This is a genomic window from Nostoc sp. NMS7, assembly GCF_017115085.1.
Classification (GTDB): Bacteria; Cyanobacteriota; Cyanobacteriia; order Cyanobacteriales; family Nostocaceae; genus Nostoc.
Genome location: NZ_JABXKJ010000231.1, coordinates 42,070 through 68,248, shown reverse-complemented (window position 1 = coordinate 68,248; position 26,179 = coordinate 42,070). Strand labels below are relative to the sequence as shown.

At 41.1% G+C, this 26,179-nt stretch carries 27 protein-coding genes; 15 read left to right on the top strand and 12 right to left on the bottom strand.

The annotated features are described in order from the left end of the window. Nucleotides 1-1,207 precede the first annotated feature (1,207 nt). Both HWQ38_RS29375 and HWQ38_RS29370 read right to left on the bottom strand, forming a co-directional pair. The gene (locus HWQ38_RS29375) at nt 1,208-2,989 is read right to left on the bottom strand and encodes a choice-of-anchor Q domain-containing protein (RefSeq protein ID WP_292800926.1); all 1,782 of its coding nucleotides are present in this window, start codon (nt 2,987-2,989) and stop codon (nt 1,208-1,210) included. A gap of 231 nt (nt 2,990-3,220) precedes the next feature. After that, entirely contained in the window at nt 3,221-3,442 is a 222-nt protein-coding gene (locus tag HWQ38_RS29370) for a hypothetical protein (RefSeq protein WP_292800924.1), read from the bottom strand. 534 nt (nt 3,443-3,976) lie between these two features. Here HWQ38_RS29370 and thiD point away from each other — a divergent pair. The 3 genes from thiD (at nt 3,977) to HWQ38_RS29355 (ending at nt 6,477) form a co-directional block, all read left to right on the top strand. Continuing rightward, entirely contained in the window at nt 3,977-4,798 is an 822-nt protein-coding gene (gene thiD, locus HWQ38_RS29365) for a bifunctional hydroxymethylpyrimidine kinase/phosphomethylpyrimidine kinase (RefSeq protein ID WP_292800922.1), read from the top strand. Between the two features lie 373 nt (nt 4,799-5,171). Then, a complete protein-coding gene (locus HWQ38_RS29360; RefSeq protein ID WP_292800921.1) occupies nt 5,172-5,780 on the top strand; it encodes a hypothetical protein in 609 nt (202 codons plus the stop codon). 358 nt (nt 5,781-6,138) lie between these two features. Continuing rightward, nucleotides 6,139-6,477: a P-II family nitrogen regulator gene (locus HWQ38_RS29355; RefSeq protein WP_292800919.1), complete on the top strand. Its 339-nt coding sequence runs from the start codon at nt 6,139-6,141 to the stop codon at nt 6,475-6,477. 137 nt (nt 6,478-6,614) lie between these two features. On the opposite strand, the gene rdgB is transcribed toward HWQ38_RS29355, so the two are convergent. Further along, entirely contained in the window at nt 6,615-7,208 is a 594-nt protein-coding gene (gene rdgB, locus HWQ38_RS29350) for an RdgB/HAM1 family non-canonical purine NTP pyrophosphatase (RefSeq protein ID WP_292800917.1), read from the bottom strand. Between the two features lie 116 nt (nt 7,209-7,324). Next, nucleotides 7,325-8,761 carry a phosphoglucomutase/phosphomannomutase family protein gene (locus tag HWQ38_RS29345; protein ID WP_292800915.1) on the bottom strand — a complete coding sequence of 479 codons (1,437 nt, stop codon included), beginning with the start codon at nt 8,759-8,761 and terminating at the stop codon, nt 7,325-7,327. A 309-nt stretch (nt 8,762-9,070) separates the two neighbouring features. On the opposite strand from HWQ38_RS29345, the gene HWQ38_RS29340 reads away from it, so the two are divergent. Next, nucleotides 9,071-10,243: a DNA cytosine methyltransferase gene (locus tag HWQ38_RS29340; protein ID WP_292800913.1), complete on the top strand. Its 1,173-nt coding sequence runs from the start codon at nt 9,071-9,073 to the stop codon at nt 10,241-10,243. A 34-nt stretch (nt 10,244-10,277) separates the two neighbouring features. On the opposite strand, the gene HWQ38_RS29335 is transcribed toward HWQ38_RS29340, so the two are convergent. The 4 genes from HWQ38_RS29335 to HWQ38_RS29320 all read right to left on the bottom strand — a co-directional run bounded on the left by HWQ38_RS29335 (nt 10,278) and on the right by HWQ38_RS29320 (nt 13,782). Then, nucleotides 10,278-11,021, bottom strand: coding sequence for a SinI family restriction endonuclease (locus tag HWQ38_RS29335; RefSeq protein WP_292800911.1), 744 nt, complete (start codon nt 11,019-11,021; stop codon nt 10,278-10,280). Nucleotides 11,022-11,291: 270 nt separating this feature from the next. Beyond that, a complete protein-coding gene (locus tag HWQ38_RS29330) occupies nt 11,292-11,771 on the bottom strand; it encodes a plasmid segregation centromere-binding protein ParR (RefSeq protein WP_292800909.1) in 480 nt (159 codons plus the stop codon). A gap of 5 nt (nt 11,772-11,776) precedes the next feature. Continuing rightward, a complete protein-coding gene (locus tag HWQ38_RS29325; RefSeq protein WP_292800907.1) occupies nt 11,777-12,922 on the bottom strand; it encodes a ParM/StbA family protein in 1,146 nt (381 codons plus the stop codon). 236 nt (nt 12,923-13,158) lie between these two features. After that, nucleotides 13,159-13,782, bottom strand: a complete 624-nt coding sequence (locus HWQ38_RS29320) for a DedA family protein (RefSeq protein ID WP_292800905.1) — start codon at nt 13,780-13,782, stop codon at nt 13,159-13,161. A 309-nt stretch (nt 13,783-14,091) separates the two neighbouring features. On the opposite strand from HWQ38_RS29320, the gene HWQ38_RS29315 reads away from it, so the two are divergent. Then, nucleotides 14,092-14,322, top strand: a complete 231-nt coding sequence (locus HWQ38_RS29315; RefSeq protein WP_292800903.1) for a hypothetical protein — start codon at nt 14,092-14,094, stop codon at nt 14,320-14,322. 3 nt (nt 14,323-14,325) lie between these two features. Here the strand turns inward: HWQ38_RS29315 and aroF are convergent, their stop codons facing one another. Next, nucleotides 14,326-15,198: a 3-deoxy-7-phosphoheptulonate synthase gene (gene aroF, locus HWQ38_RS29310; protein ID WP_292800901.1), complete on the bottom strand. Its 873-nt coding sequence runs from the start codon at nt 15,196-15,198 to the stop codon at nt 14,326-14,328. Nucleotides 15,199-15,638: 440 nt separating this feature from the next. Between aroF and HWQ38_RS29305 the strand changes: the two genes are divergently transcribed. The 5 genes from HWQ38_RS29305 (at nt 15,639) to HWQ38_RS29285 (ending at nt 18,430) form a co-directional block, all read left to right on the top strand. Continuing rightward, nucleotides 15,639-15,968 (top strand): hypothetical protein, encoded by a 330-nt coding sequence (locus HWQ38_RS29305; protein WP_292800899.1) that lies wholly within the window; start codon nt 15,639-15,641, stop codon nt 15,966-15,968. 383 nt (nt 15,969-16,351) lie between these two features. After that, on the top strand, nt 16,352-16,846 hold the full coding sequence (locus tag HWQ38_RS29300; protein WP_292800897.1) for a hypothetical protein: 495 nt from the start codon (nt 16,352-16,354) through the stop codon (nt 16,844-16,846). Nucleotides 16,847-16,914: 68 nt separating this feature from the next. Beyond that, nucleotides 16,915-17,043 (top strand): hypothetical protein, encoded by a 129-nt coding sequence (locus tag HWQ38_RS29295; RefSeq protein WP_292800895.1) that lies wholly within the window; start codon nt 16,915-16,917, stop codon nt 17,041-17,043. Between the two features lie 69 nt (nt 17,044-17,112). Next, a complete protein-coding gene (locus HWQ38_RS29290) occupies nt 17,113-17,760 on the top strand; it encodes a pentapeptide repeat-containing protein (RefSeq protein ID WP_292800893.1) in 648 nt (215 codons plus the stop codon). A 310-nt stretch (nt 17,761-18,070) separates the two neighbouring features. Next, on the top strand, nt 18,071-18,430 hold the full coding sequence (locus HWQ38_RS29285; protein ID WP_292800891.1) for a cupin domain-containing protein: 360 nt from the start codon (nt 18,071-18,073) through the stop codon (nt 18,428-18,430). Nucleotides 18,431-18,499: 69 nt separating this feature from the next. Here the strand turns inward: HWQ38_RS29285 and HWQ38_RS29280 are convergent, their stop codons facing one another. The 3 genes from HWQ38_RS29280 to HWQ38_RS29270 all read right to left on the bottom strand — a co-directional run bounded on the left by HWQ38_RS29280 (nt 18,500) and on the right by HWQ38_RS29270 (nt 21,540). Further along, nucleotides 18,500-19,039, bottom strand: coding sequence for a hypothetical protein (locus HWQ38_RS29280; protein ID WP_292800889.1), 540 nt, complete (start codon nt 19,037-19,039; stop codon nt 18,500-18,502). 214 nt (nt 19,040-19,253) lie between these two features. Continuing rightward, nucleotides 19,254-20,060 carry an inositol monophosphatase family protein gene (locus HWQ38_RS29275; RefSeq protein WP_292800888.1) on the bottom strand — a complete coding sequence of 269 codons (807 nt, stop codon included), beginning with the start codon at nt 20,058-20,060 and terminating at the stop codon, nt 19,254-19,256. Nucleotides 20,061-20,106: 46 nt separating this feature from the next. Beyond that, nucleotides 20,107-21,540, bottom strand: coding sequence for a BCD family MFS transporter (locus HWQ38_RS29270; protein WP_292800886.1), 1,434 nt, complete (start codon nt 21,538-21,540; stop codon nt 20,107-20,109). 332 nt (nt 21,541-21,872) lie between these two features. On the opposite strand from HWQ38_RS29270, the gene HWQ38_RS29265 reads away from it, so the two are divergent. The 5 genes from HWQ38_RS29265 (at nt 21,873) to HWQ38_RS29245 (ending at nt 25,734) form a co-directional block, all read left to right on the top strand. After that, entirely contained in the window at nt 21,873-22,709 is an 837-nt protein-coding gene (locus HWQ38_RS29265; protein WP_292800884.1) for a hypothetical protein, read from the top strand. An 87-nt stretch (nt 22,710-22,796) separates the two neighbouring features. Beyond that, nucleotides 22,797-23,198 (top strand): hypothetical protein, encoded by a 402-nt coding sequence (locus tag HWQ38_RS29260; RefSeq protein ID WP_292800882.1) that lies wholly within the window; start codon nt 22,797-22,799, stop codon nt 23,196-23,198. A gap of 21 nt (nt 23,199-23,219) precedes the next feature. Beyond that, complete coding sequence (locus HWQ38_RS29255; protein WP_292800880.1) at nt 23,220-24,008, top strand: hypothetical protein; 789 nt, start codon at nt 23,220-23,222, stop codon at nt 24,006-24,008. A 299-nt stretch (nt 24,009-24,307) separates the two neighbouring features. Next, nucleotides 24,308-24,532, top strand: a complete 225-nt coding sequence (locus tag HWQ38_RS29250; RefSeq protein WP_292800878.1) for a hypothetical protein — start codon at nt 24,308-24,310, stop codon at nt 24,530-24,532. A 254-nt stretch (nt 24,533-24,786) separates the two neighbouring features. After that, nucleotides 24,787-25,734, top strand: coding sequence for an aldo/keto reductase (locus HWQ38_RS29245; protein WP_292800876.1), 948 nt, complete (start codon nt 24,787-24,789; stop codon nt 25,732-25,734). Nucleotides 25,735-26,179 lie beyond the last annotated feature (445 nt).

Here is a 26,179-nt window from a genome sequence, read left to right as displayed (position 1 = left end):
AGGACAGTCACAGTTATCCGAACGCGACTTGAAATCGCATCGGTTGTAGAAAGACTGTTGTCAAACTGAAAATTTTTTCTCCTGTCAACCGTTGATCGTTAAACCAGGGATATCTATCGATTGAACTTTATCCGTTGTCTTAGGTTACGAGGTTGCCAAATCCGTATGGCAAAATGCACCCTTGGCTAATAACTGGGGACTTAAAGTTACAGTGGTAAAAGTTAAATTGGTTGAAACTTTAGTCGGTTGACCCCTTAAGTTAAGGGAACTAATCTAAGAACTTAGTCGAACCTGTTGTAAGCGGTGTAACTCAGCCTTGTGGACTTATGTATTAAAACTAACCTTTACAAATGGTACTTGTTATCAGCAAATATGCTGAATTTAGTTATTATTATTACAATAAAATGGAAATTTTTACTTAAACAACGTAGTCAGCCCTGTTATTGTCAGACTGATATGGGGATGGAGAGCCCTTTGTGCAAGGATTTGATGAAGTTTCTCTAAATATTTTTAAAGAAGCGATGCCTTCTCTATTAAACGCCATAAGCCGAACTTCTCCCTTGGCGTAGCGTCTAGATAAGGGGAGCAACTGCGTTGCGGTGAGGCAGGAAATAGCAGGGAAGAGGGTTTTAGCCTAGTACAACACGGCGTAAATAAACCACCCATTCCAAATGAATACTTCTCTAGGAGAGGCTGCGCCAACGCCAGAGCTACGTAACCATGAAACGCTGACGCTGTATACCTGTTTGAATTTTGAATTTCGCTTTGCGGTACTAGTTGATCAATCTTTGAGATAGTTTGGTTTGATTGCGCCGACTTGCTTAATCTTCATAATATAAACACTGAAATAAACTCCAGAATACCTGTACTGTAACCATTGCTGGTTCAGATAGTGGTGGTGGTGCATGAATTCAAGCTGATTTACTGTCTATTATTCATAGGCAAGGTTTTTATTGGAAAGATGTTTTTTGGAATGGCTGTTACTTGACTACGTGGTGGTGTCACTAGCTGAGGCGAAGGAGTGATGCTAAATTTGTTAATCCCGGGGAATATCGCAGTCTGTATAATTCCTAAAAACTAAAAACTTTGCCATTAAATGTGCAAAGTTTTAGGGGCACAAATATATTGCGCCCCGATGTCTGTGATCTATTTAATTGAAAGTTGATTCATGTTTGGATTACACTTGGACTCACTTGATCCGACCCAACTATGCTTGAATCATGAAGTCGGAAGCAGTAAGAGTGGGGGCACCAGTAAGTTGTGCAAATTGACCACCACTGCCGAAACCAGCAGCGCTACCATTTTGATTGTATAGTAACTGCCCAGTCAGAGGGTTGTAGACAATTACAGCATTGCTAGCTGCCCCTAAACTGGTGATTTTAAAATCACTGGACTTACTAAAACCCCTTCCCACAGCAGAAGTAATCGCACTAAAGGTGGTCTTATCCAGAACAATCTTGTCACCTTGAGAGTGATTGAAGTCAGCGATCGTATCACTACCCACACCAGTGCTAGTAAAGCGAGCATTGGAGTTGTAGACGAAAGAGTCAGCACCCATACCACCGACAAGAGTATCATTGCCTTTTCCACCAATCAGAAGATCATTGCCAGTACCGCCCGATAGTTGGTCGTTACCACTATTGCCATCGATGGTGTCATTACCCCCTTTACCATTAATCACATCGTTGGAATTGTCAAAACCGACAATGTTATTGTTCAAGTCATTGATTAAGGTGAGGTTGATGCGGGGGGCTTCGTATGCACCAATATCAATCACTGCGGTACCATTACCATCGCCATCCTGGGGAATATTCTTAGTGATGCTATTGAAGGCATTGGAACCAGCATCGATGGCAGCACTTCCAGATTTGAGCGCAAAATTCCCGTGGGCTGCATCAACAAATTGGGGATCTTGACCCAATATATTCTGCAACCCTGTGGCATTTAAATTATCTGAAGCTTGGAATACATTCGAGTTATAAACAAGGTTGTGGTCAAAGTTGACATTTGTAGAATAGTTAAGAACATTAGCCGCTTGATTGTCGCTGGCATACATGATATTGTTCCCGACTCTAACATTCTCTGAGTAATTGACTTTAATCTCTCCGGTGTTAGCGACAACCCGACTATTTTGGTAAACTGTATTGTTGACAATATCTACATTTTTCGCTGCATAAGCGTTAATGCCAGAGTTGCCATTGTTGTAGACTATATTATTCGCAATTAAGGTTTTACCTAGATAAGGTGTTCCATCTTTACTCTGATTAGTAGTATCAAGCATAATCCCATGTCCTTCAGTGATTTTGCCTGCGACACTCCACGGAACCAAACTTTGATTATCGTAGACAATATTGTCTTTGATAATCATTTTGTAATCAGTCGTATTGTTATCAAGGTTAAAAGTGCGATTAAGACCCAATCCCTGAGCACCATAAGGTGAATACCAAGCGTTACCAGACACAATATTTTTTTCAAATGTGATGTAGTCTGAATCCATAGCTCCGACGCCTCCACCTGGAAAGTTACGGACTGTGTTACCAGAGATCACAATGTGATGAGAATTAGTACCGCCTACTCCTTGTCCATTTTTCCAGCTTTTAATTTCAATTCCACTGGAATTAGTTAAGGGGTTGTTGAGATTATCCTTCTGTTGTAAGGCATATTGTAGAGTGATGTTTTCCCGATTGCCTTCTAGATCAAGTCCTTCAACCCGGACGTAGGAGGAACTGAATATATTAATGCCACTTCCGGTCGTTTTTATCGTTGGCGTAGCCCCGGGATAAGCTTTTATTGTTGTCCAGTTATTTGCTGAACCATTAAAGTTAAAAAGCGTAAATCCTTTGTCATAAGTTCCGTTCATGACATAGAGTGTGTCGCCTGTTTTCATCCGATATACGGCTGTGCCCAAGGTGCGAAATGCAGCTCCTTTATTTAAGCCGTTATTGTTATCATTGCCTGTTCCAGAAACATAGTATGTGTTGCCAGCCATAGATTTACTCCGAATGTGTGTAAGGTGAATTGGTACTACACTCTCAGCAACTTGATTCAGTTACTAAGTAGTTATTTGAATCGGTGATTTGTCTGGACTTTTCAGGACAGTCACAGTTATCCGAACGCGACTTGAAATCGCATCGGTTGTAGAAAGGCTGTTGTCAAGCTGAAAATTTTTTCTCCTGTCAACCGTTGATGGTTAAACCAGGGATATCGATACTGTTAATCGTCAGGGTTTTGTTGAGGGTGAGATCGGACGATTAGTGCATAGATACTTCGCCTCCGGGCTTGTCGTCAGATATTGTCTGATGAACAAGGCTGGATGGAGTTGAATTTGAATCGTATCTTTATCTGTAGCAACCGCGTAGGCGTAGCCCGTCGTAGACATCGCTGCTCTTTGCGAGCTAGCTTTCCTATCTGCTATATTCGATACAGTGATCATATTTCGCATAGGAATTCCTCTGAACTTTATCTGTTGTCTTAGGTCAGGAGATTGCCAAATTGGTATGGTAAAATGCACCCTTGGCTAATAACTGGGGACTTAAAGTTACAGTGGGAAAAGTTAAATTGGTTGAAACTTTAGTTGGTTGACCCCTTAAATTAAGGGAACTAATGTAAGAACTTAGTTGAACCTGTTGTAAGCGGTGTAACTGAGCCTTGTGGACTTATGTATTAAAACTAATCTTTACAAATGGTACTTGTTATCAGCAAATACGCTGAATCTAGTTATTATATTTACAGGATAAAAGAGGTTTTCACGTAAAAATCGTGTTGAGTGCTATTAATTTCCAGACTGATATGGGGATGGAGGGCGCTTTGTGCGAGGATTTGATGAAGTTTCTCTAAATATTTATAAAGAAGCGATGCCTTGTCTAGCAGACGCGATGAGCCGAACTTCTCCCTTAGCGTAGCGTCTGCTAGACATAGTTGATCAATCTTTGAGATAGTTTGGTTTGATTGCCCCGACTTACTTAATCTTTATAATATGAACACTGAAATAAACTTCAGAATACCTGTTGCTTTAACCATTGCTGGTTCAGATAGCGGTGGCGGTGCAGGAATTCAAGCTGATTTACGCACCTTTGCTTTTCACTGTGTCCACGGTACTAGCGCTATAACTTGTGTGACGGCACAAAACACTCTAGGAGTGAAGAGGATTGATGCTATGCCAACAGAGGCTGTTGTGGCGCAAATTCAGGCAGTAGTTGAGGATATTGGTGTACAAGCTGCCAAAACGGGAATGTTGCTCAATCAGGAAATTATCTTTGCTGTTGCCCAGCAGGTGGAAGCTTTACAAATCGATAATCTAGTAGTTGATCCAGTAATGGTGTCACGTACAGGAGCACAATTGATTGATGATGATGCTGTGAAGACTCTGTGCCATGCCCTGATTCCCAAGGCGGTTATTATCACGCCGAATCGCTACGAAGCCGAGATTTTGAGCGGTTTACAAATTAATTCCTTGGAGGATATGCAAGCTGCTGCTGAAATTATTCACAATAGTTTAAGGACGAAGGCTGTTTTAGTCAAAGGCGGAGGTATGCAGGGAGATTTGCGTGGGGTTGATATCTGGTTTAATGGGGACAAGTTGGAAGTTTTGACTTGCCAGCAAGTAGAGACAAAAAATACCCACGGTACTGGTTGTACACTATCGGCTGCGATCGCTGCTAATCTGGCTAAGGGAAAAGACTTGTGGCAGGCTGTGCAACAGGCAAAAGAATATGTGACTACTGCACTCACTTACGCCCTAGATATTGGACAAGGGCAAGGCCCTGTGGGGCACTTCTTCCCATTGTTACGAAATTAACTTTTTGTGATCAAGGGAATTGGGGCAGAGGAGGTAGAGGAGAAATCATTAAAATGCCCAATACTTCTCTACGAGAGGCTGCGCCAACGACTTCGCTCAGTACAAGTACCCAATGCCTAATCCTTGATAATAAATCTTTGCCCTTTCGGCATTTTTCTATTATTCTTAGGCATAGTTTCAGGGCTAACCGAAAAATAAAAGGATACAAGCCTCTAAATTTATTAATGGGGATTGTTAATTTTGAATTTTGAATTCGGAACATATCCCTTTCGGGAAGCAAGCTAGGCGCAACGTCTCCTTAGAAGCGATGTGACTATCTCTGTTAGCATCTCTGTACGATCTAATTACCTTGATATTTAATACCAAGCCCCCGATGCGAACAACCATAGGTTCTGTTCACAGGAATTCGCCAACACCGACTACTCAAGCCTACCCTCCCTCTATACCACTATCTGTATACAGGGAATTGTCAACAGAGTTGCAAGCAGCACAGGCGAGGCTAAATGCACTCACCACCCAAAATCAGCAATTAGCACAAGAAAATCAACTATTACGCCAAGAAATTACCAAAGTCGTTGAATCTTTTTCTCACTTGCAAAATTTTGTTAATTCCCATACTATACCTAGTTATCACCAAGTCCCTCAAGCTTCTGGCGATGTTAAAAGTGCTGCCAAACAGCCAGTAAGACAAGCGTCTCCACGTCAGCAGGTTTCTCGTTCACATCCACCTGTTGTCCCCAAAGCCCCACCCGAAAAAAGCCACCGCCAAGACTTTTCTAGACCTGTAATGGAAATAAATTTCCCGATACCAGAACCAGTTTTTATAGAAGAGCAACAAGTAAGTTATTATTCCACTACTCAACCAGATGCCAAGGAACTCAATGGCTGGTGGTTAATTATCACCATTTTGTTAATTATGCTGACTGCCTTTAGTGCTGGATATTTCGTTGTGCGTCCCTTGTTTGAACATCAGAAACGTTAGTTGACACTCCCAGAGTCAGCAACAGCAGGCTTTCAGGCTACCGTGCAATTTGTCTGTAATCACTCTCTAAATATCCGAACAAATCTGCTAAATGGCGGAGTTGATCTATTTTTAGGTTATAAAAGCTACATAAAATGCTAAATTGATAGCAACTTCTTTATGTTAAAACCTCAAAGATTATCCAATTAATAAATCCTGGCTAGTTCTCATGTCCTAAACCCTCAAGCAAAGCATCTAGACTTTAAAAAAAGTGGTAATTATTACATATCTTTTAGGAAAAGCACTGCTAGTTACAGCTTCAGACAACGGATCTGGTTAGATATATAAACGAAGCTAGTAGAAGTCAGGAGTCAAGAAGATGAAAAAAGTAGAAGCTATTATTCGGCCATTTAAGCTAGATGAGGTGAAAATTGCCTTAGTTAACGCTGGTATTGTTGGCATGACTGTTTCTGAAGTTCGGGGGTTCGGACGGCAGAAAGGTCAAACTGAACGGTATCGCGGTTCTGAGTACACCGTTGAGTTTCTGCAAAAACTCAAAGTGGAAATCGTAGTTGACGATAGTCAGGTTGATATGGTGGTGGATAAAGTTATTGCAGCTGCCCGCACTGGTGAAATCGGCGATGGTAAAATTTTCATCTCGCCTGTTGAGCAAGTGATTCGGATTCGCACCGGGGAAAAGAACACAGAAGCAGTTTAAAAAAGTTAGGAGTTAAGAGTTAAAAGTTATGAGTTGTGAGTCAGGAATAATGAATGAAGATTTAGGATAAATTCTAACTCCAAACTCCTGTACAGACGCGATTAATCGCGTCTCTCCAAACTCCTGTACAGACGCGATTAATCGCGTCTCTCCAAACTCTTAACTCTCTCCAGTTGCGGAAGTAAAGCAGCAAAAGCCTTACCTCGATGGCTAATTGACCCCTTCAACTCCCGTGTCATCTGAGCAAAGGTTAATTGCAACTCTTGAATATAAAAAATTGGGTCGTAGCCGAAACCACTATCACCACGCGGTGCGTGGAGAATTTCCCCACGACAAATACCTTCAGATTCTAATACGATTACACCATCAGGACGAGCGATCGCTACTGCACAAACAAATTGAGCTTGCCGATTTACCTCGTTGCCTAATTCCCTCAATACCCTAGCAATGCGTTCTGAGTCGGTTGTGGCGTAACGTGCAGAATAGACCCCTGGTGCGCCATTTAGGGCATCTACTTGCAAACCCGAATCATCAGCAATCGCCCAGTTTCCTGTAGCTTTAGCAATTTGTGACGCTTTCAGACAAGCGTTGGCGGCAAAAGTTTTGCCCGTCTCTTCAATTTCCAATTCTTCAGGTTTGAGGGTTAATTCCCAACCAGAATTTTCCAGGTAAGCTTGCATTTCCCGCAACTTACCTGGATTTCCTGTGGCTACTACAAGTAATTTGGTCATTGGTCATTGGTCATGGTCATTGGTCACTTGTACTGAGCGATGTCGAAGTATCCGTCATTAGTCATTGGTCATTTACCAAGGACAAAGGACAAAGGACTAATGACTAATAATTAATTTTACTCCGCCCACTGTTTCGCCCAAGCAAGAGTTTGATGTACTTGCTCAATTGTCGGGGCTTCGCAGTAGAGACGTAAAACTGGCTCAGTACCGCTAAACCGAATCATTAACCAGCTTTTATCAGCGAGGCGGTACTTGTAGCCGTCAATTGTCTGGCAATCAATTACAGCTTTCCCAGCAATTTCTGTTAAAGGTTGGCTTTGCAGTTGTTGCAAAAGACGCGATCGCACTTCCATACTTGCTAAGGGTAAATCAATGCGATCGTAAGCTGAGGTAAACCCTGTCTGCTTCTGCAACTGGCGATAATATTCACCTAAATCCAAACCAGATTCTACAATCGCCTCTAGGACGTATAATGCTGACAGCAGGGCATCACGTTCGGGAATATGGCTGCCGTAACCAATTCCTCCCGACTCTTCGCCACCCAGCAACACTTTTGCTACTAACATTCTGTCAGCGATGTATTTATAACCAACTGCCGTCTCAAAGACTGGCAGGTTATGTAGTGCTGCTACAAGGGGCATCAAGTCGGAACCACTAACAGTTTTGACTATTTCACCCGTAAAGCCGCGCCGCAGGGTTAAGTGGTCGATTAATATCGGGATTAATACTTGGGAACTTAGGAAGTTGGCTTCTCCATCCACTGCTGCAATGCGATCGCAGTCTCCATCAAATACCAACCCCACCGTTAAACCTGATTTATCAGTTTCTCGGTGAGTCTTGATGACTTGAAATAGCCGCGAAAGGTATTTAGGCAAGGGTTCCGGCGCACCTCCACCAAATAGGGGATCGCGTTCTGAGTTGATTTCTTTGACCTGATTGCCTAGTAGTCTCGCCAATCCGCCAGCAGCAGCGCCATGCATGACATCGGCAAATAAAGTCAATTTGCCAGAGGCGATCGCCTGCCGAAGTTTGGCAATATCAACTTTACCTTCTAGTGCTTGGGTATAACTGGGCCAAGGATCGAATTTCTCTTGCTTACCTGGGGTAGCTGCTAGTGGTACTCCAACCGACAACTGTGCTTCTATCTCTTTTGTAACTTCTGGCGGCACTGAACCACCAAAATAACCCTTGACTTTTAATCCTAAATATGCTCCAGGATTATGGCTGGCCGTAATTACCAGCGCCCCTAAAGCATTGAGTTCTTTTGCTGCCCAACTATAAGCTGGGGTTGGGGCATAATCCTCACTCAAAAGTACATCAAATCCAATAGCGGTGACAGTATCGGCAACAGCACGAGCAAAGTCTTCGGCCATGAATCGGCGATCGTAACCGACAATTATTGTCCGGCTACCCACCGTAGAAAAATATGTATCATATAATACTTTTGCGGCAACTGGTGCGACCAGGGCTAGACGTTCAAAGGTGAACTCGTCACCAATAACGCCCCGCCAGCCGTCTGTACCAAACTTGATTGAGTTAGCTACAACTGGCATCTAGGTATCCTAACTGTCTACTTGAGGATTCTAGCATTCATACAGTGTATAAAGTAAAAAAAGAATCTAGTAATAATATGTACTAATAATCTTCAACACAAAAGTGAGCAAATTTGTGCATTCTAGAGGTGCGATATTTAACGATAAGCCCGTCTACGCGTGTTAAATTTAAAAGAGAATAGTAGCTTCGTGATCTACTGTTTCAAAAGGCTTACACTATTGGAATTGCAGGTATCTATCGTTAGCATTGAGCAGACTTGAGGGTTCCAGCAAGTCGTATATTTGATCAAGGCTGTAAGGATAAAAGCAGTGATAGACAATCGAGCAATATCAATCAGTTTATTTACAGGAGCAGGTGGACTAGATATTGGGATAGAACAGGCAGGTTTCCAGGTAGTAAGTATTGTTGAAAAAGATCCTGATGCTGCAAAGACTATAGCTTTGAACCTACCTCACCTAAATAGTTCTGTGGCAAGAGATATACAGAACATCACGGCTGAAAATCTTTTGGAAGAAGGGGGATATGTTATTAACCTTGGTAGACCCCTACGTATTGGAGAAGTAGATTTGGTAACTGGCGGTCCCCCTTGTCAACCCTTCAGCACAGCAGGAAAACGTGGTTCAGTTATGGACCCACGTGGCAGCTTGTTTATGGACTTCATACGTATTGTTGAACAAGTACAGCCACGCTTTTTTGTTATGGAGAATGTTAAAGGTTTGCTCTCAGCTCCCATTCGTCATAGACCTCACATGGAACGAGGAACGGGTTATCCTCCTCTGGAACTAGATGAAATGCAAGGGAGCACTCTTGAAATTGTTTTAGGAGAAATGAAGCGCCTTGGTTATCAAGTTGTTTATAAACTCATGGAAGCAGCAGATTACGGTGTTCCGCAAAACAGAGCGCGAGTAATTTTTATCGGCTCAAGAGATAGTGAATCAGCTACGTTCCCTTTGCCTACTCATAGTAAAGATGGCTCTTTATTACCTCAATGGCGCACTCTTAAAGATGCCCTAATCAACTTGGAAGATCCACAACCGGAGTATACTTCCTACTCAAAAAACCGTCTTAAGTATTTAAAGCTTTTAAAAAGTGGTCAAAACTGGAGAGATTTACCTAACGATTTGATAAAAGAAGCAATGGGAGGAGCTTACAAATCAGGAGGCGGGAAAGTAGGCTTTTACAGAAGGTTATGTTGGGATAAGCCATCTCCTACTGTCACCACAAGTCCTTACCAAAAGGCTACAGATATGTGTCATCCAAAGGAACTGCGTTCTCTCAGTGTTCGAGAGTGTGCCAGGATTCAAACCTTTGCAGACTCATGGATTTTCTATGGTTCGACAGCCTCTAAATACCGACAGATAGGTAATGCTGTACCTGTACTCTTAGCTAAAGCTATTGGTGACCATTTACATAGTTTAATTAGAGAGGAGAAACCTAAAGGAATACCAGTCTTTGAACAGCTTTCACTATTTAATCACTAAATTCACAGCCTGGTGACTATTTTTAGGGCTTTCATTACTGAATTTGTTGCCAATAGTTAGTATCTTCTACATACAAAGCTGCGGGATTTTCAGCGATAGTTTGTCTAACAAAGGCAGCAAAGTCTTCTTCATAAAAATTAGAGCATTCTATTAATTGATTCAGTTCTTTGCAATAGTAAGCTCCATTTTGAGCATTGACTCTATGCCATTTCCGAATGATAGTTCCTTTACAGACACTACTGCTCGAACTATTTTCAGAATTACTACGATTTTTAATTTGTAATAGATCACCTTTCTTGGTACAAAAATCAACCTTATTTATAGTTTCCACCCAAGCACAGTACCAACCATAAAATGATAATTTTTCGGCAAGATATTCTTCTAAAAGAAGACCTAAGATGTTTTCTGCCGACATGGAAAGACGATGAGCATCCTTTATGTGATTAATGTCGTCAGTGTTGAGAGTCGGTAAACGAACTGAAAGAATCGTGTCAATAATTTCGTCGGAAACAGTGCCTATCTTTTTACTAGTTCGCTTCGAGGGTCGGTTATTATAACCGTCAAAATACTTTTTTAACCACTTAGTAATGTAATCTGAGCGAGAATTGCATACTCTTAAATATGGAAATAATTCAGGCGAATTACAACAGACGGATAAAACTGTTTTTACAGAATCATTCCAAAACATCCCAGCATGAGCATAAGCCTTAGCGATATTTTCAGCTTCTGGCATTATCAGATTGGCATCAAAATCAGGTATTTTTAGGTTATTGCTCACAGTTACTATTGGGTAAAATCTGCTGTTTTACTTACTTGTTCTAGTTTTCCCAACAATTCACAAGGAGTAACACCCAAATGGCATCAAATAATAAAAATACCAGAACAGATCAACTGGGATTGCCTTGATGATTGACTATTATGTGCGATCGCCCCATCTACGCAAATCGGAATAATCCCAATATTCTCTATATAATTAATAATCCTTAATAGTATTCACTATTAAGGATTGTTGAGAGGAGCAAAAACTGCTCACAAACCTGATTTTTTCTTAAAAATCATCAAGAAACTGACTAAGGCGACTGATTAAGGGGTCAACCTCTTGAGGAGGGGTAGCAACAGTATAAGAAGTATTATTTACTACTTCTAATTGAGATGGAGACTGAATAGTTGATCGATCATTGATTATGAGCGCCAGTTGTGCAACTTGTTGAGAAAGTAGCAGTAAATGGTGTTCCATCGCCTCCAAACGATTAGATCCCTTGGCAAAAGAACGTTCCTCAAGTCCAGCCACTTGACGTTGCAGTTCACCAATTTGTTGTTCAATCGGTGTTATTGCTGCTGTTTGTGGAGCAGGTCGTACAGATTCCGGTACACATAAAGATTGCCACAAGGCTTCTTTACAGAGGTCACTGAAAGTCTTGTCTGGTTGTTTTTCCAAATAACTTTCTACTTGCGCTAACAAGGTTTCATCAGCATGCTCTGGGTTGAACGTGACGGATTTAACTACCTTTTTTGACCATTGGAACATCAGCTTTATGCCCTAGCAGCGCGATTTGAGGATAATTGTGCCTCTCCATAAATATACTGCCCCAAAGCATTCGCTTGTCGGGAAGGTGCTGCTAAATGAGCATTAATCTTTGCTTCTTTGAGCAGACGTTGAACGTCGTCCCAGAAGAACTCACCACCGCCTCCAGTCAGAATCACATCAGTGACGCGTTCTGGCAACCAGGCTAGCACACGACTACAGATTTCACGAGAAAACATTTCCGTGAGGTTGGGAAGAAAATCGTCTAGGTTGGTGGGTTTGCTAGCGCCTTTAGGACGGTAATAGCGTTCACCTCTGGGTTTATTCACCGCAGAAATCAGCGCTAGAGATTGACTATCTGCTCCCTCGATTTCGGCGGACACCAATTCATAAAACTTATTCATCCCGAAGTCTTCGCTCTTAGAAGCACCTCTGGCAAAACGGAAGTTATCCACCATCAAAAGATCGACGGTTTGATGTCCAATATCGACGATCGCCACCGATATTTTTGTAAAATCGGGACTGCCAGGGCTTTTCTTCGGTTGAGCTTCAGACCATAGTAGGCTGCCGTAACCCTCTGGCATTACCCATACTTTGCTGACGTTCAGCGATATAGATTCGCCTCGGAAGTTCAATACATGAGGGCCACCTACTTGGCTAATCAACTGTGCTTTTTCCTTTTCAAATTGCTCTAAGGAAAGAAAAGGCAGACCCAGTACGACTGAAATATCATTTTTGAGTTTGAAGTAGCCAGCACTTGCTAACACTTTTACCAGTGCAGCTTCTACCTTCGATTGGCCGACTCCTAAATTTGCCCCAAAATCTGCTGCTAGTTGACCAACAGCATATCCATTTCCTTGATACTCCAACCACAAATCCATTAAGGGGTCAGTAGCCCTAGCTTCAAAAACACCGCCGCGTACTTGTTCTATTGACATCTGCTTGACGTTGGCAGGTACGAACACCACATTGTTCGGTTCGCGACTCACACAAGTTTTTGTGGAAGTTCTGCCTAAATCAACACTGAGAATAGTTTTTCCACCAGCGACTGGGATGGCAGGAGTCACAGCATTGATGGGAGTCGATGCTGAGACTCTATTCATCGGTATAGCGGCGGCATTCATTGGGGTAGCTGCGGAAGGTTGGTCTGTCATGAAAGCTCCTAATTCAAACTTAACTGTAAAAAGTTGTCATGCTGATCTTACAAAAATACGAGCAACCAGAAATTCTAGGTTGCGTCAAGTGTAGCTAGAAATACGCCAAAAATTAATTCCGGCGATACATCTGGTGGATGCCAACATACATCTAGGATTATTTGGCATAGTGTAGGCGAATTTTGGCCAGATGTAACCCCTGCTTTCACTCCTTTCAAACCAAAAGCGGCCGTGTTTCATCTTCTAGTACGTCTTAACTGGCGCTTGAATATCCAGAAAACAAATGCCAAAATCAAACCCCCAAGTACGATTTTGGATACAGGAGCAAGGTACTTATCCACAAGTTCATACTGACTACCCAGCGCGTATCCTGAGTATGTTAGCAAACCCACCCAAGCAGCGCTACCTAATGTTGTGTAAAACAAAAATGGTAGCAAGGGCATATTGCTGATACCTGCGGGAACAGAAATCAAGGTGCGGATTCCGGGTACAAGACGACCAATTAATACTGCTTTTCTACCTTGTCGGTCAAACCACTCTTTGGCTTTGGTGATATCTTTACTCGATATAGCCAGCCATTTGCCATACTTGTCAGCCCAAGCTTTCAAACGGGTTTCGCCTAAAAACTTACCCGGATAATACCAAATAAGTGCGCCCAATACAGAACCCAAAAGTCCTGCAAAAAACACACCAATGATATTCAGCTTTGCCCCTCCTGGTTGATATGGACTTGCTGTAAATCCAGCCAGTGGCATGATCAATTCTGAAGGAATGGGGGGAAAGAGGTTCTCTAGGAACATTAGTAGGGCGATTCCCCAATAGCCAAAATAGTTGATACTATTAGTTATCCATTCAAGCATTGAGTTAATTTCTGAAATTGCTGGACTAGTCTTGTTACTAAATTCACCCTTAGCTTTTTTAAAAGGTAATTATCCCCGCTTGCTAGAGTTAAGGTAACTTGGCTGCACTAAAAGTTGGCATCGCAACTCAGAATAGGTTTTGTTTTCTAATTTTTTAGATCACCCTTAGCTGATTTTTTAACAGAACTAGGGAGGATCTAAAAATTTGATGGCAAATTTTAAAATACACTTCAACGGGGAATCAGCGCAAGTGAATTAATAGAGAAATAGGGACGGCGAATAAATTCGCTTTCTTGCTAACCCCCATAAATGAATTTAGTTGCTCTGCCCACCGTTGCTATTTTGGTCAAGAAGGCGATCGCTATTTGTCCTGATGCCAAAATAAATCTTTTAACTCAGATATTCAACAAAAGCGATGCCCTTCTCTACGAGACGCTCCGCGTAGCTTGCTTCCACAAAGTGGTACGGCGCAGGTGTTACCCTGAGCTTGTCGAAGGGCTCAGGGTAACACCTACGGCGGTAAACTACACTCTCAACTGAGATTTAAGCAGCACAAAAAATCGGGGCAGGTTTGAAACCTGCCCCGATCGCTTCTGATATATTGCGCCCAACAGCTGTTGCTACAGGCTTTAAACTATCAACTAAATGCACCATATCTTCTAAGGAAAGTGCTTGACGGGCATCAGAAACAGATTTTTCTGGCTCTGGATGACATTCAATAATTAATCCATCTGCACCGCAAGCGATCGCAGCCCTAGATACAGGTGCTACCAACTCTCGTTTCCCGACGGCATGGGAAGGATCTACAATCACAGGCAAGTGAGTGATTTGCTTGAGTGCTGCCACTGCCCCTAAATCCAGGACGTTGCGGGTGTAATCATCAAAGCTGCGGATACCTCTTTCGCACAACACCACATCAGGATTACCGTGGCTGAGGATATATTCAGCAGCCATGACAAATTCTTCAATTGTCGCTGCTAAACCACGTTTGAGCAGTATTGGTTTACCAGCTTGTCCCAAAGCTTTGAGCAAGTCGAAGTTTTGCATATTGCGGCTACCAACTTGAAGCATATCAGCGTGGGCGGCGACTATTTCAATTTGGGAAATTGACATTACCTCCGTGACAACTGGCAGATTGTAATGCGATCGCACCCTTGCCAAAATCTCTAATCCTGACTCTCCCATACCCTGGAAAGCGTAAGGAGATGTGCGAGGTTTGTAGACACCGCCACGCAACCCCTGTACGGATGCAATAGATAGCTTTTGGGCGACTATCTCCATTTGTTCTAAGCTTTCAACAGTACAGGGACCGCCAATAATTACCAGTTCTTCGCCTCCGAAAGCAACTTTTTCTGAAAGTTTAACAATTGTCTGCTGGTTCGGATGAGATTTTACAGCAAGTTTGGCATTAATCATGATTTAATTCTCCTAACAAATTAAGTATTAGACATTTATTGGGCATTGAGCATTGGGCATTGGGCATTAACTACTAACTGCTAACTGCTAACTGCTAACTTTTAACTGCTAACTCCTAACTACCCAATAACAACAAAAAAGCCCGAAACCTTTGAGGAGTTCCGGGCGCGTTCTGATTCATCAACATGACGCTATTTACCCGGAACTTACTCTGGGCCAAAAGTAAAAGCCATAAAACCAGCTACTAAAATAAGTCATGACGATGAAATTCTCCTTAAAAAAACAAAAACCGCAGAGGCAACTCTGCGGTTCACCGGGCGGTTTCCGTTAGGAAACTCGATTCACTCCCGGTGAACCACCTTAAACCAAAAATAAAAGTAGGAATTTGTGTTAAGCATTTGTGGGGCTTTTGCTGGAAAACTTAAGAATTATAGCTATCTATGTTAACATTACCAGGAAGAGTAGGCGGTGTCAAGACCCCCACAAACCATAAAAAAGCGATAGACTCAGTAGAACTGTGGAAGTCAAGACTAGTAGAGTTTGGCGTAAATAAACCACCGATTCCAAATCAATACTTCTCTACCAGAGGCTGCACTTCTCTACGAGACGCTGCGCGAACGGCAAGGTGGCACAGTGAGCCCTTCGGCAAGCTTAGGGTAAGACCTGTCGAACTGCTCAGTGACCACGCCAACGGCAAGCTCAGTAACCAGGAAACCCTTATCGCTGTATACCTATTTGAATTTGGAATTTGGAATTCCGCCTTGTGTTAGTAGTTGCTTGTTTGCCTAAACGAAGATAGTGGTTTGTCATTAGATATCACCATAGTTATATAAGTTTACAAATATTGCTGTGTCATGACTAATGGGTAGTGTAAATGATTAAAAATCAATAGTGAAAAATCTAAAAATTCAGAATATGGCCATTCTTTAATGAATAGAATACAGTCAACTCAAGGTAATCAGAGAGAACTCTAAATGGTGGCTTCTGTCCCTCAGAAGTTCAAAGAGGCAGGATTGAGAAATTAAAATTATAATTCTCCTGACTTGTCACCTCACCTTGCGAAAGCTGATTGCAGAGAATTGACGATCGCCATAGATTATTCTTACCCAAGTCCTCATGACCAGATAAACTTTTTAGGATCATCGGTTTCATTATGCTCAGTTCCAAAATCTTAGCCCAATCTTTCGACTATTATGGAGTTTACCCCTGCCCAGTCTGTCGGATAGGTAAGATTTCTCATATGCCATTGATGGAAGCTATGGCTTGTGACTTTTGCCAGGAGATTTTTACAGTCAACTTAGAACTACAGCAAATCAAGATGCCTTCTAGGCAACCACCCTTAAGTTGGCGTTGGAATGGGTTTAGTTGGACAGAAGGCCAGTTGGAAGGTGTGGAATTAGGTTGGGGTTATGGACTAGCAGCAGCAATTTTTGTAATTCTTCCTACTACTCTAATTGGCATAGTAGCTTACTATTTTCCTGCTAATCTCAAGGAACCGATTACCTGGATGCCATATATTTGGACAATATTAACTTTCTTATCACATTTAGCAATTATTGTTTGGATTTTTATTGAAGTTTATCAGATTCCAGTTGGAGCATATTTGAGAGCGATCGCTCGATGGAGAAATGGGGAAATAGGGAGATGAGGGAGAAATCAATTCCAAATTCACGCATTCCAAATTCAAAATTAAAGAACTTCTGCCTCCTCTTTCCAATGCCCCATACTTCTCTACGAGAGGCTGCGCCAACGACAACGCTACTTCGACGCCGCTCAGTACCCTTCGGCAAGCTCAGGGCAGGCAAAGTCAGTACAAGTGCCCCATGCCCAATGCCCAATGACTAATAATAAATGATGCAGCGAATAGATGGCTCCATCACTGATAATTAAGTTGATTGTCCACTAAAATATCGTATGAGCGATCTGGAGCGGTACTATAGAGTTTTGGAATTAGAGCCTGGGGCAACACTTGAGGAAGTGAACCAGGCTTACAAAGATTTAGTTTTTGTTTGGCATCCCGATCGCATTCCCAAAGACAATCTCCGTTTACAGCAGAAAGCACAAGACAAGCTCAAAGCCATAAATGAAGCTCGTGAAAAGTTGCGCTCTTTAAAAATCAAACATCAAACTACACTTAATTCACCGCCACCTCAAGAAGAAAAACCATCTCAAACAACCCAGAAACCACCAAAGCAAAACTCAGACTTGAGTGGCAAAGACTACAGTCGGGCAAATTTGAGCAATAAAGACTTATCTGGCAGAAATCTGAGTTATGCCAATTTGAGTGGTGCTAATCTCAGTGATACTTTTATGCACAAAGTCAACCTCAGAGGTGCGAATTTATCTGAAGCAAATTTATTTCGGGCAAACTTACTTTTAGCGGATCTCAGGGAGGCAAATTTACGTGGTGCTAATTTGATTGGAGCGGATCTCAGTGGCACTGACTTGCGCGGAGCTGACTTGACGGGAGCGCGGATTCGCTCTGGCGAGCGCCTTCTAGTTAAACTAATTGGTGCTAACTTAGCTGGGGCAATTATGCCTGATGGTGAAATTTATCAATAACTGAGGTTGCCCCATAACAATTCTTAAATTATGAATTAATAATTATTTGGTCAACTTCAGCCCAAACCCCCTTAAAAATTTTCGTTTTGGCTAGAAATGCTCCTGATTACGGCTCTGCCAGAAGTGAATACTAATGATTATTGGTGGCTGGGCTATGCTTGTGATTAGATAGCGTAGACGCAGCCCAATATAGGCATCCCTATATTTGGTAATCTTTGTATGGTAATCTTTGTATATTAGAAAATGAAGTCAGGAAAGTAGGCTTATACTTCTATAGTGAGATTGAAAACCTCAAATCAAAAATTGATTCATGCTAGTTCAAAAACTTCAAGACTGTCCAGAATTTATCGCAGGAGATAACACCATTCTGCGAGAACTTCTACATCCAGATAAGCAACCTCTGTCATTACGCTATAGTTTGGCTCATGCAACACTGCCAGTAGGAAAAACCTCTCAACCCCACTCGCTCTCTACCTCAGAAGTCTATTATATTCTTAGTGGCACGGGAGAAATGCACATTGATGATGAAACCCAAATACTTCAACCGGGAGATGCTGTGTATATTCCTTCTAATACGCGGCAATTTATTTCTAACTCTGGCATCGAACCTCTGATATTTATTTGTATTGTTGATCCAGCGTGGCGGAAAGAAGATGAAACAGTTTATTAAAAACCAGTTACAGTCATAGTCTCAAAGTAACCGAAAAAAATCTCAGCATTTTTCAAAAATTACTCACTTTCAGCCGTCAATTTTACTTAACCAAGTAACCAAGTCATCTGAATCAAGTGATATCTCACTTCCTAAGGTTTTGATATAAACAAGTCCGTTACTAACAATTACATCTCGGATTGGATACCATGAATCTCGTGTTCTAATCAAAAGTTCCAAGGGAATCCCTAGTGTTAAAGTATACTTGCGATATTTCCACCAAGCTCGCCATAGAAGTACAGATTTAGTACAGTGCATCTCATAGCCTTTGGGAACTTTGCAGTATTGATACTCATATAAACCGCGACTATCTACTTCTCCCTTGAGGAGATAACCATATTCTGCTAATGCCTCATTTATCAATTCCCAGTGGGATGATTTTGGATAAATCAAGAATTCAGATAGGGTGTTAGATAGGTGAACGGTGGCAATTACGCCTTCAGATTTCGCTGTTAGTTGGTTGGTATTATAGACTGTTTGCGCTGTCAAAGAATGATTTGACAACAAAACTTCTTTTTTATGGATAGAGTTTTGCACAAACTCTCGAATTAAATCTAGATTAGACAGCATAAAATTCTTTATACTATATTAACCAGTGTAGCCTAAGCTACAATAGTAATTAAATTATTAACTACACTGGTCTTGCACTTAAATCAGGATTATTACTAGCTTTATTTATACTCAATTCTTTGTTTGATTAGAGTTTTATTAAGTTTAATATCGATATGCCGCCTTCCACTAGCCTGGTGACAAAATTACTGTTTTCAGGCAGCAGAGCGGCAAATTAAATTTTTGCGTCTTCAAGAAAAGGTTGAAATACCGGAACTAATTCGGGACGACTGACAACAAGGGTGGGAAAAGAGCGATCGCTATAATCTTCTCCTGATGACAACGGAAACGGTTCTGACTTGAGCGATCGCCAAACACCGCCAGCAGCCTGGACAATTACCCAAGCCCCCGCTAAATCCCAAACTTTTGGTGTCGCTTCAATACCACCTAATGTTGCTCCCGTTGCAACTGTCAAAAAGTTATAGCTAGCCACACCCAACATCCGAATTTTGCAGGGAAAACCATTTTGGATAACTGCGGTGCTACGGGAACAGAGGTTAAAAAAGTGATTATTGCTGGGACTATCAGTACTAGTGTGGATGGGGTGGTGATTGAGAAATGCTCCTGTTGGTGTTGCTAAACCAGATGAACCTGCCCAAAAACCATGAAAAGCTTGATTTAAGGTTGGTGCATAAACATAACCAAAAATCGGTGTACCTCGATACAGTAAACCCAGCGATATTGTCCAGATGGGAATGCCGCGTGTGAAGTTGGTTGTACCGTCGAGAGGATCAATTACCCAGCACCACTCGGTACCGGGAAATGACTGATCGCTCTCTTCGCTCAAAATGCCGTAACCAGAGAAATTAGAAGCGATCGCATCCCGAATTTCCTGATCTGCCCATTTATCTGCTTGCGTCACCAAACTCCCATCAGCTTTTTGCGAAGCCTGTACTTGCCCAAAATCTTGCATTAGCTGCTTGCCAACTCTGGTAGTGGTAGTTTGGGCAAAATCAAGAATTGTTGTCCAAAAATCATTCATTGGTTAATTGTCATTGGTCATTGGTTATTGGTCATTTGTGCCATGTTTAGTCTAAATCGCTTTCTAAAACCGAAGCGATCGCTTGCTTTGTACTTGTTTGAAATTCCGCTACATTCACCCGATTGAGAAACCATATCGACACCACCATTCCTACAGCTTCTAGAGCAAACACCAGTCCATAGGCTAACTCTAGGCTAGGTAGCAGCTTGCGTCCAATATCTAAGATGCCACCGCCTGCCACTACCGCCACTCCCCTAGCCATAGCTTGCGCTAGTCCCCATGCGCCAATAAATGTACCTGCGCTTTCGGCAACTGTGAGATCCAACATCAAGCTAATTGCTGCCGTAGTTAAGAAACCGGTGGCTAAACCGAATAATACCAAAGCTAACTTCAGAAAGCCTGGATTAGCAGTGAAGCCTGATATTCCTAGCAATACAGCAGAGAATGCCACCAATATACAGCCCAAGCGTGCAGTTTTGCGCTTACCCAAACGCGGCACAATGTAAAAGCCAGTAACGCCGTAGGCAATCAGTATACCAATTCCGTAAAAAACATTCAGTTTGGTACTTTCTGCTAAGGGCATTTTAAACACTTGACCCGCATAAGGTTCCAAAATGGGGTCTTGCATAAACAAGCTGATGGTCATTACCACTAAAAAGGTGAAGAATATACCTGTTTGTGGACTAGCTGTCAAGATTTTCCAAGCATTGCCCAGAGTAATGCTATCTTCCCGGTTTACCACTGTGGAACGGCTTAAGTATTGGGAGTATTTTTTTTCTACGCCTAATGTTGCTGCGATCGCTAAACCAAATACAATTGCTGGGACGATAGTAAACAACCTATTAATCGCCGCCTGCAAAGTTGCGGTTGTTGCTTCTGGTGTTAATTGCTTCAACAAACTGGCACTAATAATCGCCCCGACAATAATCCCCACCATTAGCATCGACCAAACTACACCTACCACTTTGGAACGGTTATCTTCTTCAGATATATCCACCAACAAAGCAGCAAAGGCAGTACCGCTAGCACAAATTCCTAGACCGTATATAGCAAAAACTAAAGCCAAAAGTGCTGTCCAGCTGATTGTTTGGGTTGTCCATGCCCAACCACCTGCACTACTTACGGCATTATTGAGTTGCCACATTACTTGTACAGCTAAAAAGGCTGCGATCGCAAATATTGCCGCGCCTACCCAAACATAAGCCGTGCGGTGGTATCCCCATAACGGTTTGGCATCGGAAATCTGTCCGAACCAGACACGGGAAGGAGCAACAAATAAGGGCAGTGCTAGAACTATTGATACCAGCGTCGCCGGAATTGCTATTTCTTGAATCATGACTCTGTTGAGTACCCCCAGAGTCAAAATGGACATCATGCTCAACCCCATTTGAAATAAACCCAGGCGGAACATCGTCAGCAGGTTTACCTTTGGCAGAGATAGGGATTTTGTTTTGGTATCAAATACTTCACCGCTTGCCATAGCTACTTTTTCGTATGGTTTATGGAATATAGTCTCTTTAATTAAATATAAACTGTTCAATATTCCAAAAAACTACTAATTTCGGGGCATCAATTTTTGGGTTTGGCGGTAGACACCGCAGCATAACGTACATAAAACTTTTTGGTTATTCAAGGCTTGTTGTGCAACCATAACTAGATTAAACGTGATTGAGCATTAACAGAGGCTAACTGAGATAGTTGCTTGCTTACCCCTGTCTTTTATCGCTAAAACTAGTGTCATAGTTGGCGATCACTATTTAGATGTAGCATTTACGTCCAACTTTTTTCAACTTTAATGAGGTTATCAGGGATATGGAAGAAATATTAAACCAATACTGTAAACAAGATAATCCTGGGCTGCTTCTGCTAAGTATGCCAACTGGTTTTGGTAAAACATACAATGTTCTAAACTTTATACATTTGAATTACAAGGAATTTGCCAAGCAAAAGAGAAAAATTCTATTTATTACTAACCTTAAAAAAAATCTACCTATTGACGAGATCAACAAACGTTTTATCGCCAATGGAAATGAGGAAGATTTTGAAAACTATGTTCTTTTTATTGATTCTAATGTCGACCCTGTTATCAAAAACTTACTAAACATTGATCAAGAAATTCCTGATAAATTTAAAAATAAAATATATTTACAACTAAAAAAATATATAGAAATGCTCCAAAGTGAGCAATTACCTAGTGATTTTAAGGAAAACATTAAAACAGATATTCGTAAAAATGTTGAGCCAGCATTCCGAGACATTATTAAAAGAACATTGTCAGAAAATTTTAAAACTAAAAAGGCTCGTTTGTCAGCTATAAAGAATAATCAAGATTACCAATGGATTGGAAAACTTTATCCCGCAGTATTTACAGACGATAAAACTATTTTATTTCTTAGTATAGATAAGTTTGTTGCTCAAAACACAACACTTATTGAACCATCATATTACTTCTCTGAGCGGTTCATTAATAGATCACTTATTTTTATTGATGAGTTTGATACTACCAAAGAAGCTGTACTAAAAAATATTATTCAATCTGGGTTAAGAAATCGAGTGGATCTTATTGATTTATTCTTAAATATTCATAATCATCTGATGCAAACCGAATGCCCTGAAGTACTTTTACAAGAATCAAAATGGCGAAAGTAGCAATCTTCAGGTAAAAACTGGCCATCTCTACGAGAACAGATTAAATCATTACGAGAGAAAGCTAATTATATATTCAAAAAATATCAATTGCAGCATATCTGTAAATCTCATGAGAATTTTTCAACTAAGGAAAGAAACTTTCTTTTTTATGATTATAAATTCCATAATGTGCTGGCTCGTAATCAATGTGTAGAGATTATTGGAGATATAAATAGCCGTACACCCGAATTATTTTTGGCTGGAGTTTGCTCAAAAGCTTTGGTAGTCGGTATTTCAGCTACTGCTGGACTTTATACAAACATTGGCAATTATGATCTTAAGTATCTGAAATCTCGTTTAGGAGATTCATTTATACGTATTAAAGATGATGCTCTTGTTAAACTTCAAAACGCATATAACGAAGCGACTCAAGGATATAATCAAGTCTCTATAAAAACTAAATTTATTGGGACAGATACACAAAAAGAAGCAATCAAACAGTTTGAATAACTTTTCAATGATCGAGAAGTAATGGATGGTCAAGATATATTATTTAACTGGCAAAAGTTTGAGAAATATAGAAAATTCATGACAGAGGATGGCTCTGGAGATAAAATCAACACGTTAGAAGGCCTTGTTGTTTCTGATGCTGGTGAGATAAATCAGATATTTATAACCGATGAAATCAGTATTCCTCACCTTTCTAAAATTGAAGCTATTCTTAGGGAAGTCGAAACTGAACTTCCCGAAAACAAGCGAAATGGAAATGAGTTAGCTGATATAGTTGAAGAATTTTTACAAGAACCATCTGACCTTGATATTGAAAAATTTAAATTATTATCATTGGAACTTATAAAAATTGGTAGCCAACCTATATCGAAAGGAGATTTTAAGTCTTTAATCGCACAGTATTTGGGAACAACAAGGAAGGTAGGAGACAAGGATATTGATGTCAGTAGTACAAGTGAGGCTACTCGTTTTAGAGATTACCTTCTCGACCAATATCAAATTCGATTGAAGTTCCCCCAGGATAACCAGAGCAAAGAAGATTTATTTGAGGCTTCTCTTAACATAAAATATTTTGGTGAAACTGAAAAAGAAGCTTATTACTTTGTTGGAGACCGAAAAGAAAAGGTGCAATTCTCTTTCAAAGATGCCTGTCATCTTCGTAAAATCGTGGCGGTGGATGACTCAAAACTGATATTCAGACAACTCCTTGAAACTATGGATGTTGATTTTGTCCGCACAGGGCAAAGTACCGTAATCCCTTTTCCATTTAAGTATATTAGGGAGTATAAAAATTTTGGTGTTGCTAAATGACTGTATTAATCAGTATTGCTCAACGGCAATAACTCTTAGTTTGACGTTAGTTTGACGGATTTTACTTATTTTTCTAACCCCAACACACGGAGAAATGTTTTCAAATATACCCAATAGTAAAATTTACTAAAGTTCTCGAATTGCCCTGTAACTTTATCGGACGCAATCAAACCACATAAAAATATCAATATTAAAATGTGGTTTTAACTACGCTATTCCATTGAATTAGTAAGATAAACTTACCGTATGTATGTCATCAAACTACTTACCTTCATCTAGTAACCAAAAAGGCATAAGCAATGAGTAAAGAACCAGTCAAAGTAATCTTATGGGAAGAAAATCAAAAAGATTTTCTCAAAAAGTTCTATGATCTTCAATTTACTCCCAGAGTCGGAGAGGAAGTTTACCTAAAAAAGGAGAAATGGAAAGTAACCAGAGTTGAGCATGATATAGAAATTAGTGAGATTAATATCTACATGGAATTAATCAAAAAAGCCAAGCAGGATAAATCATCTAATTCGTAAATACAAGTAAATACACTCAACTATCATATAGCGTTTCTCGGTTGGGTCCAATAGAGACCTAACAAGAACAGCCCTTCCCTTGTAGGGAAGGGAAGTAAGATTCAAAGCCTCTCTTCTTTTAGGAGAGAGGTGAGAGTGTATGGCCAAGTAGTAGCGATGTCTACGACGGGCGTAGATGCGGCACTGTGAAGATATTGCATCAACCATTTCGATAGACTATAAAAGTAAAGAAATATAAATTAAATTTTGCAACCGTGGAAACCATCACATTGGGGCAAAATGGCCCAGCAGTTACACCTTTGTGTATCGGTACTTGGGCTTGGGGTGATAAACTATTTTGGAATTATGGCGATCGCTATGGCCCAGAACAGTTACAAGAAGCCTTCACAGCAGCTTTAGAAGCTGGTGTTACCTTCTTTGACACTGCGGAAGTCTACGGAACGGGAAAGAGCGAGAAATTTTTGGGGCAATTTCTGCAACAGACACAACAACCTGTGCAAATCGCTACAAAATTTGGCCCCCTACCGTGGCGATTTACAGCCCAATCCGTCTCTGATGCTTTAACAAACAGCCTCAAACGCTTACAATTAGAGCGAATTGCCCTGTACCAAGTCCATTGGCCTTTTGCCTTCTTTTTAAGTCAAAAAACCTTAATGAATGCCCTAGCAGATGAAGTGAAGCGGGGCAGAATTGCCGCAGTCGGTGTGAGTAATTACTCAGCAGAGCAAATGCGAGACGTGCATCAAATATTGGCAACCCGTGGAGTGCCTTTAGCTGTGAATCAAGTACGCTATTCTTTACTCAGTCGCCAAGTTGAAAGTCAAGGTATTATCACAACTGCCCGTGATTTGGGTGTGACTATCTTGGCTTATAGTCCTTTAGCACAAGGATTACTCACTGGCAAGTACAGTATTAATGGTGCCCAAACCCCCAGTGGTGCGAGGAAAATAGACTCACGATTTAAGAAAGAAGGTCTGCAAAAAATTGCCCCAGTTATCTCTTTACTACACAACTTCGGGGAAAAATACGATCGCACTCCTGCTCAAGTTGCTCTCAACTGGTTAATTGCTCAGGGTAACGTTATTCCTATTGCTGGGGTGAAGACAGCCGAACAGGTGCGGCAGAATGCTGGTGCTTTGGGCTGGAGATTGAGCGATGATGAAATTGGAGAATTAGAACAAGTTAGTCGTCCCTGGCTGTAGTATTTTTTAACTACTCAAACACAGGAGGACAGATTTCTGACACTATTAGCTCCCAATCTGGTAGTAAGTCTAGTAGTGTCAGTTTGTTGTTGTCCTGTAAGAGAATTGGTTTAAAACCCTGCTTCGTCCCGCGACGCTAACGCTCCTGGTGGGCGAAATTAGTATTAAATATTTTTCGTTATTAAAATTCTATGACTTTATGGATAGAGTATTCTGAATTCTGAATTCTCTTTTATCTTCCTATAAACTGAGATAAAAAGTGATCCAAAAAGCCAAAAAGTCAAGAGTCTAAAGTCAAAATCTTAACTCTTGACTCTTAACTCTTAACTCTGCCAATTTGAGATTTGGATTTTGGATTGAAGAAAAAAGCGTTCAACTGAGCGTCTTTGCACTGAGCGTTCGCGGTAGCGTCTCGTAGAGAAGTCCAAGTGTCACGCCGTTCGCG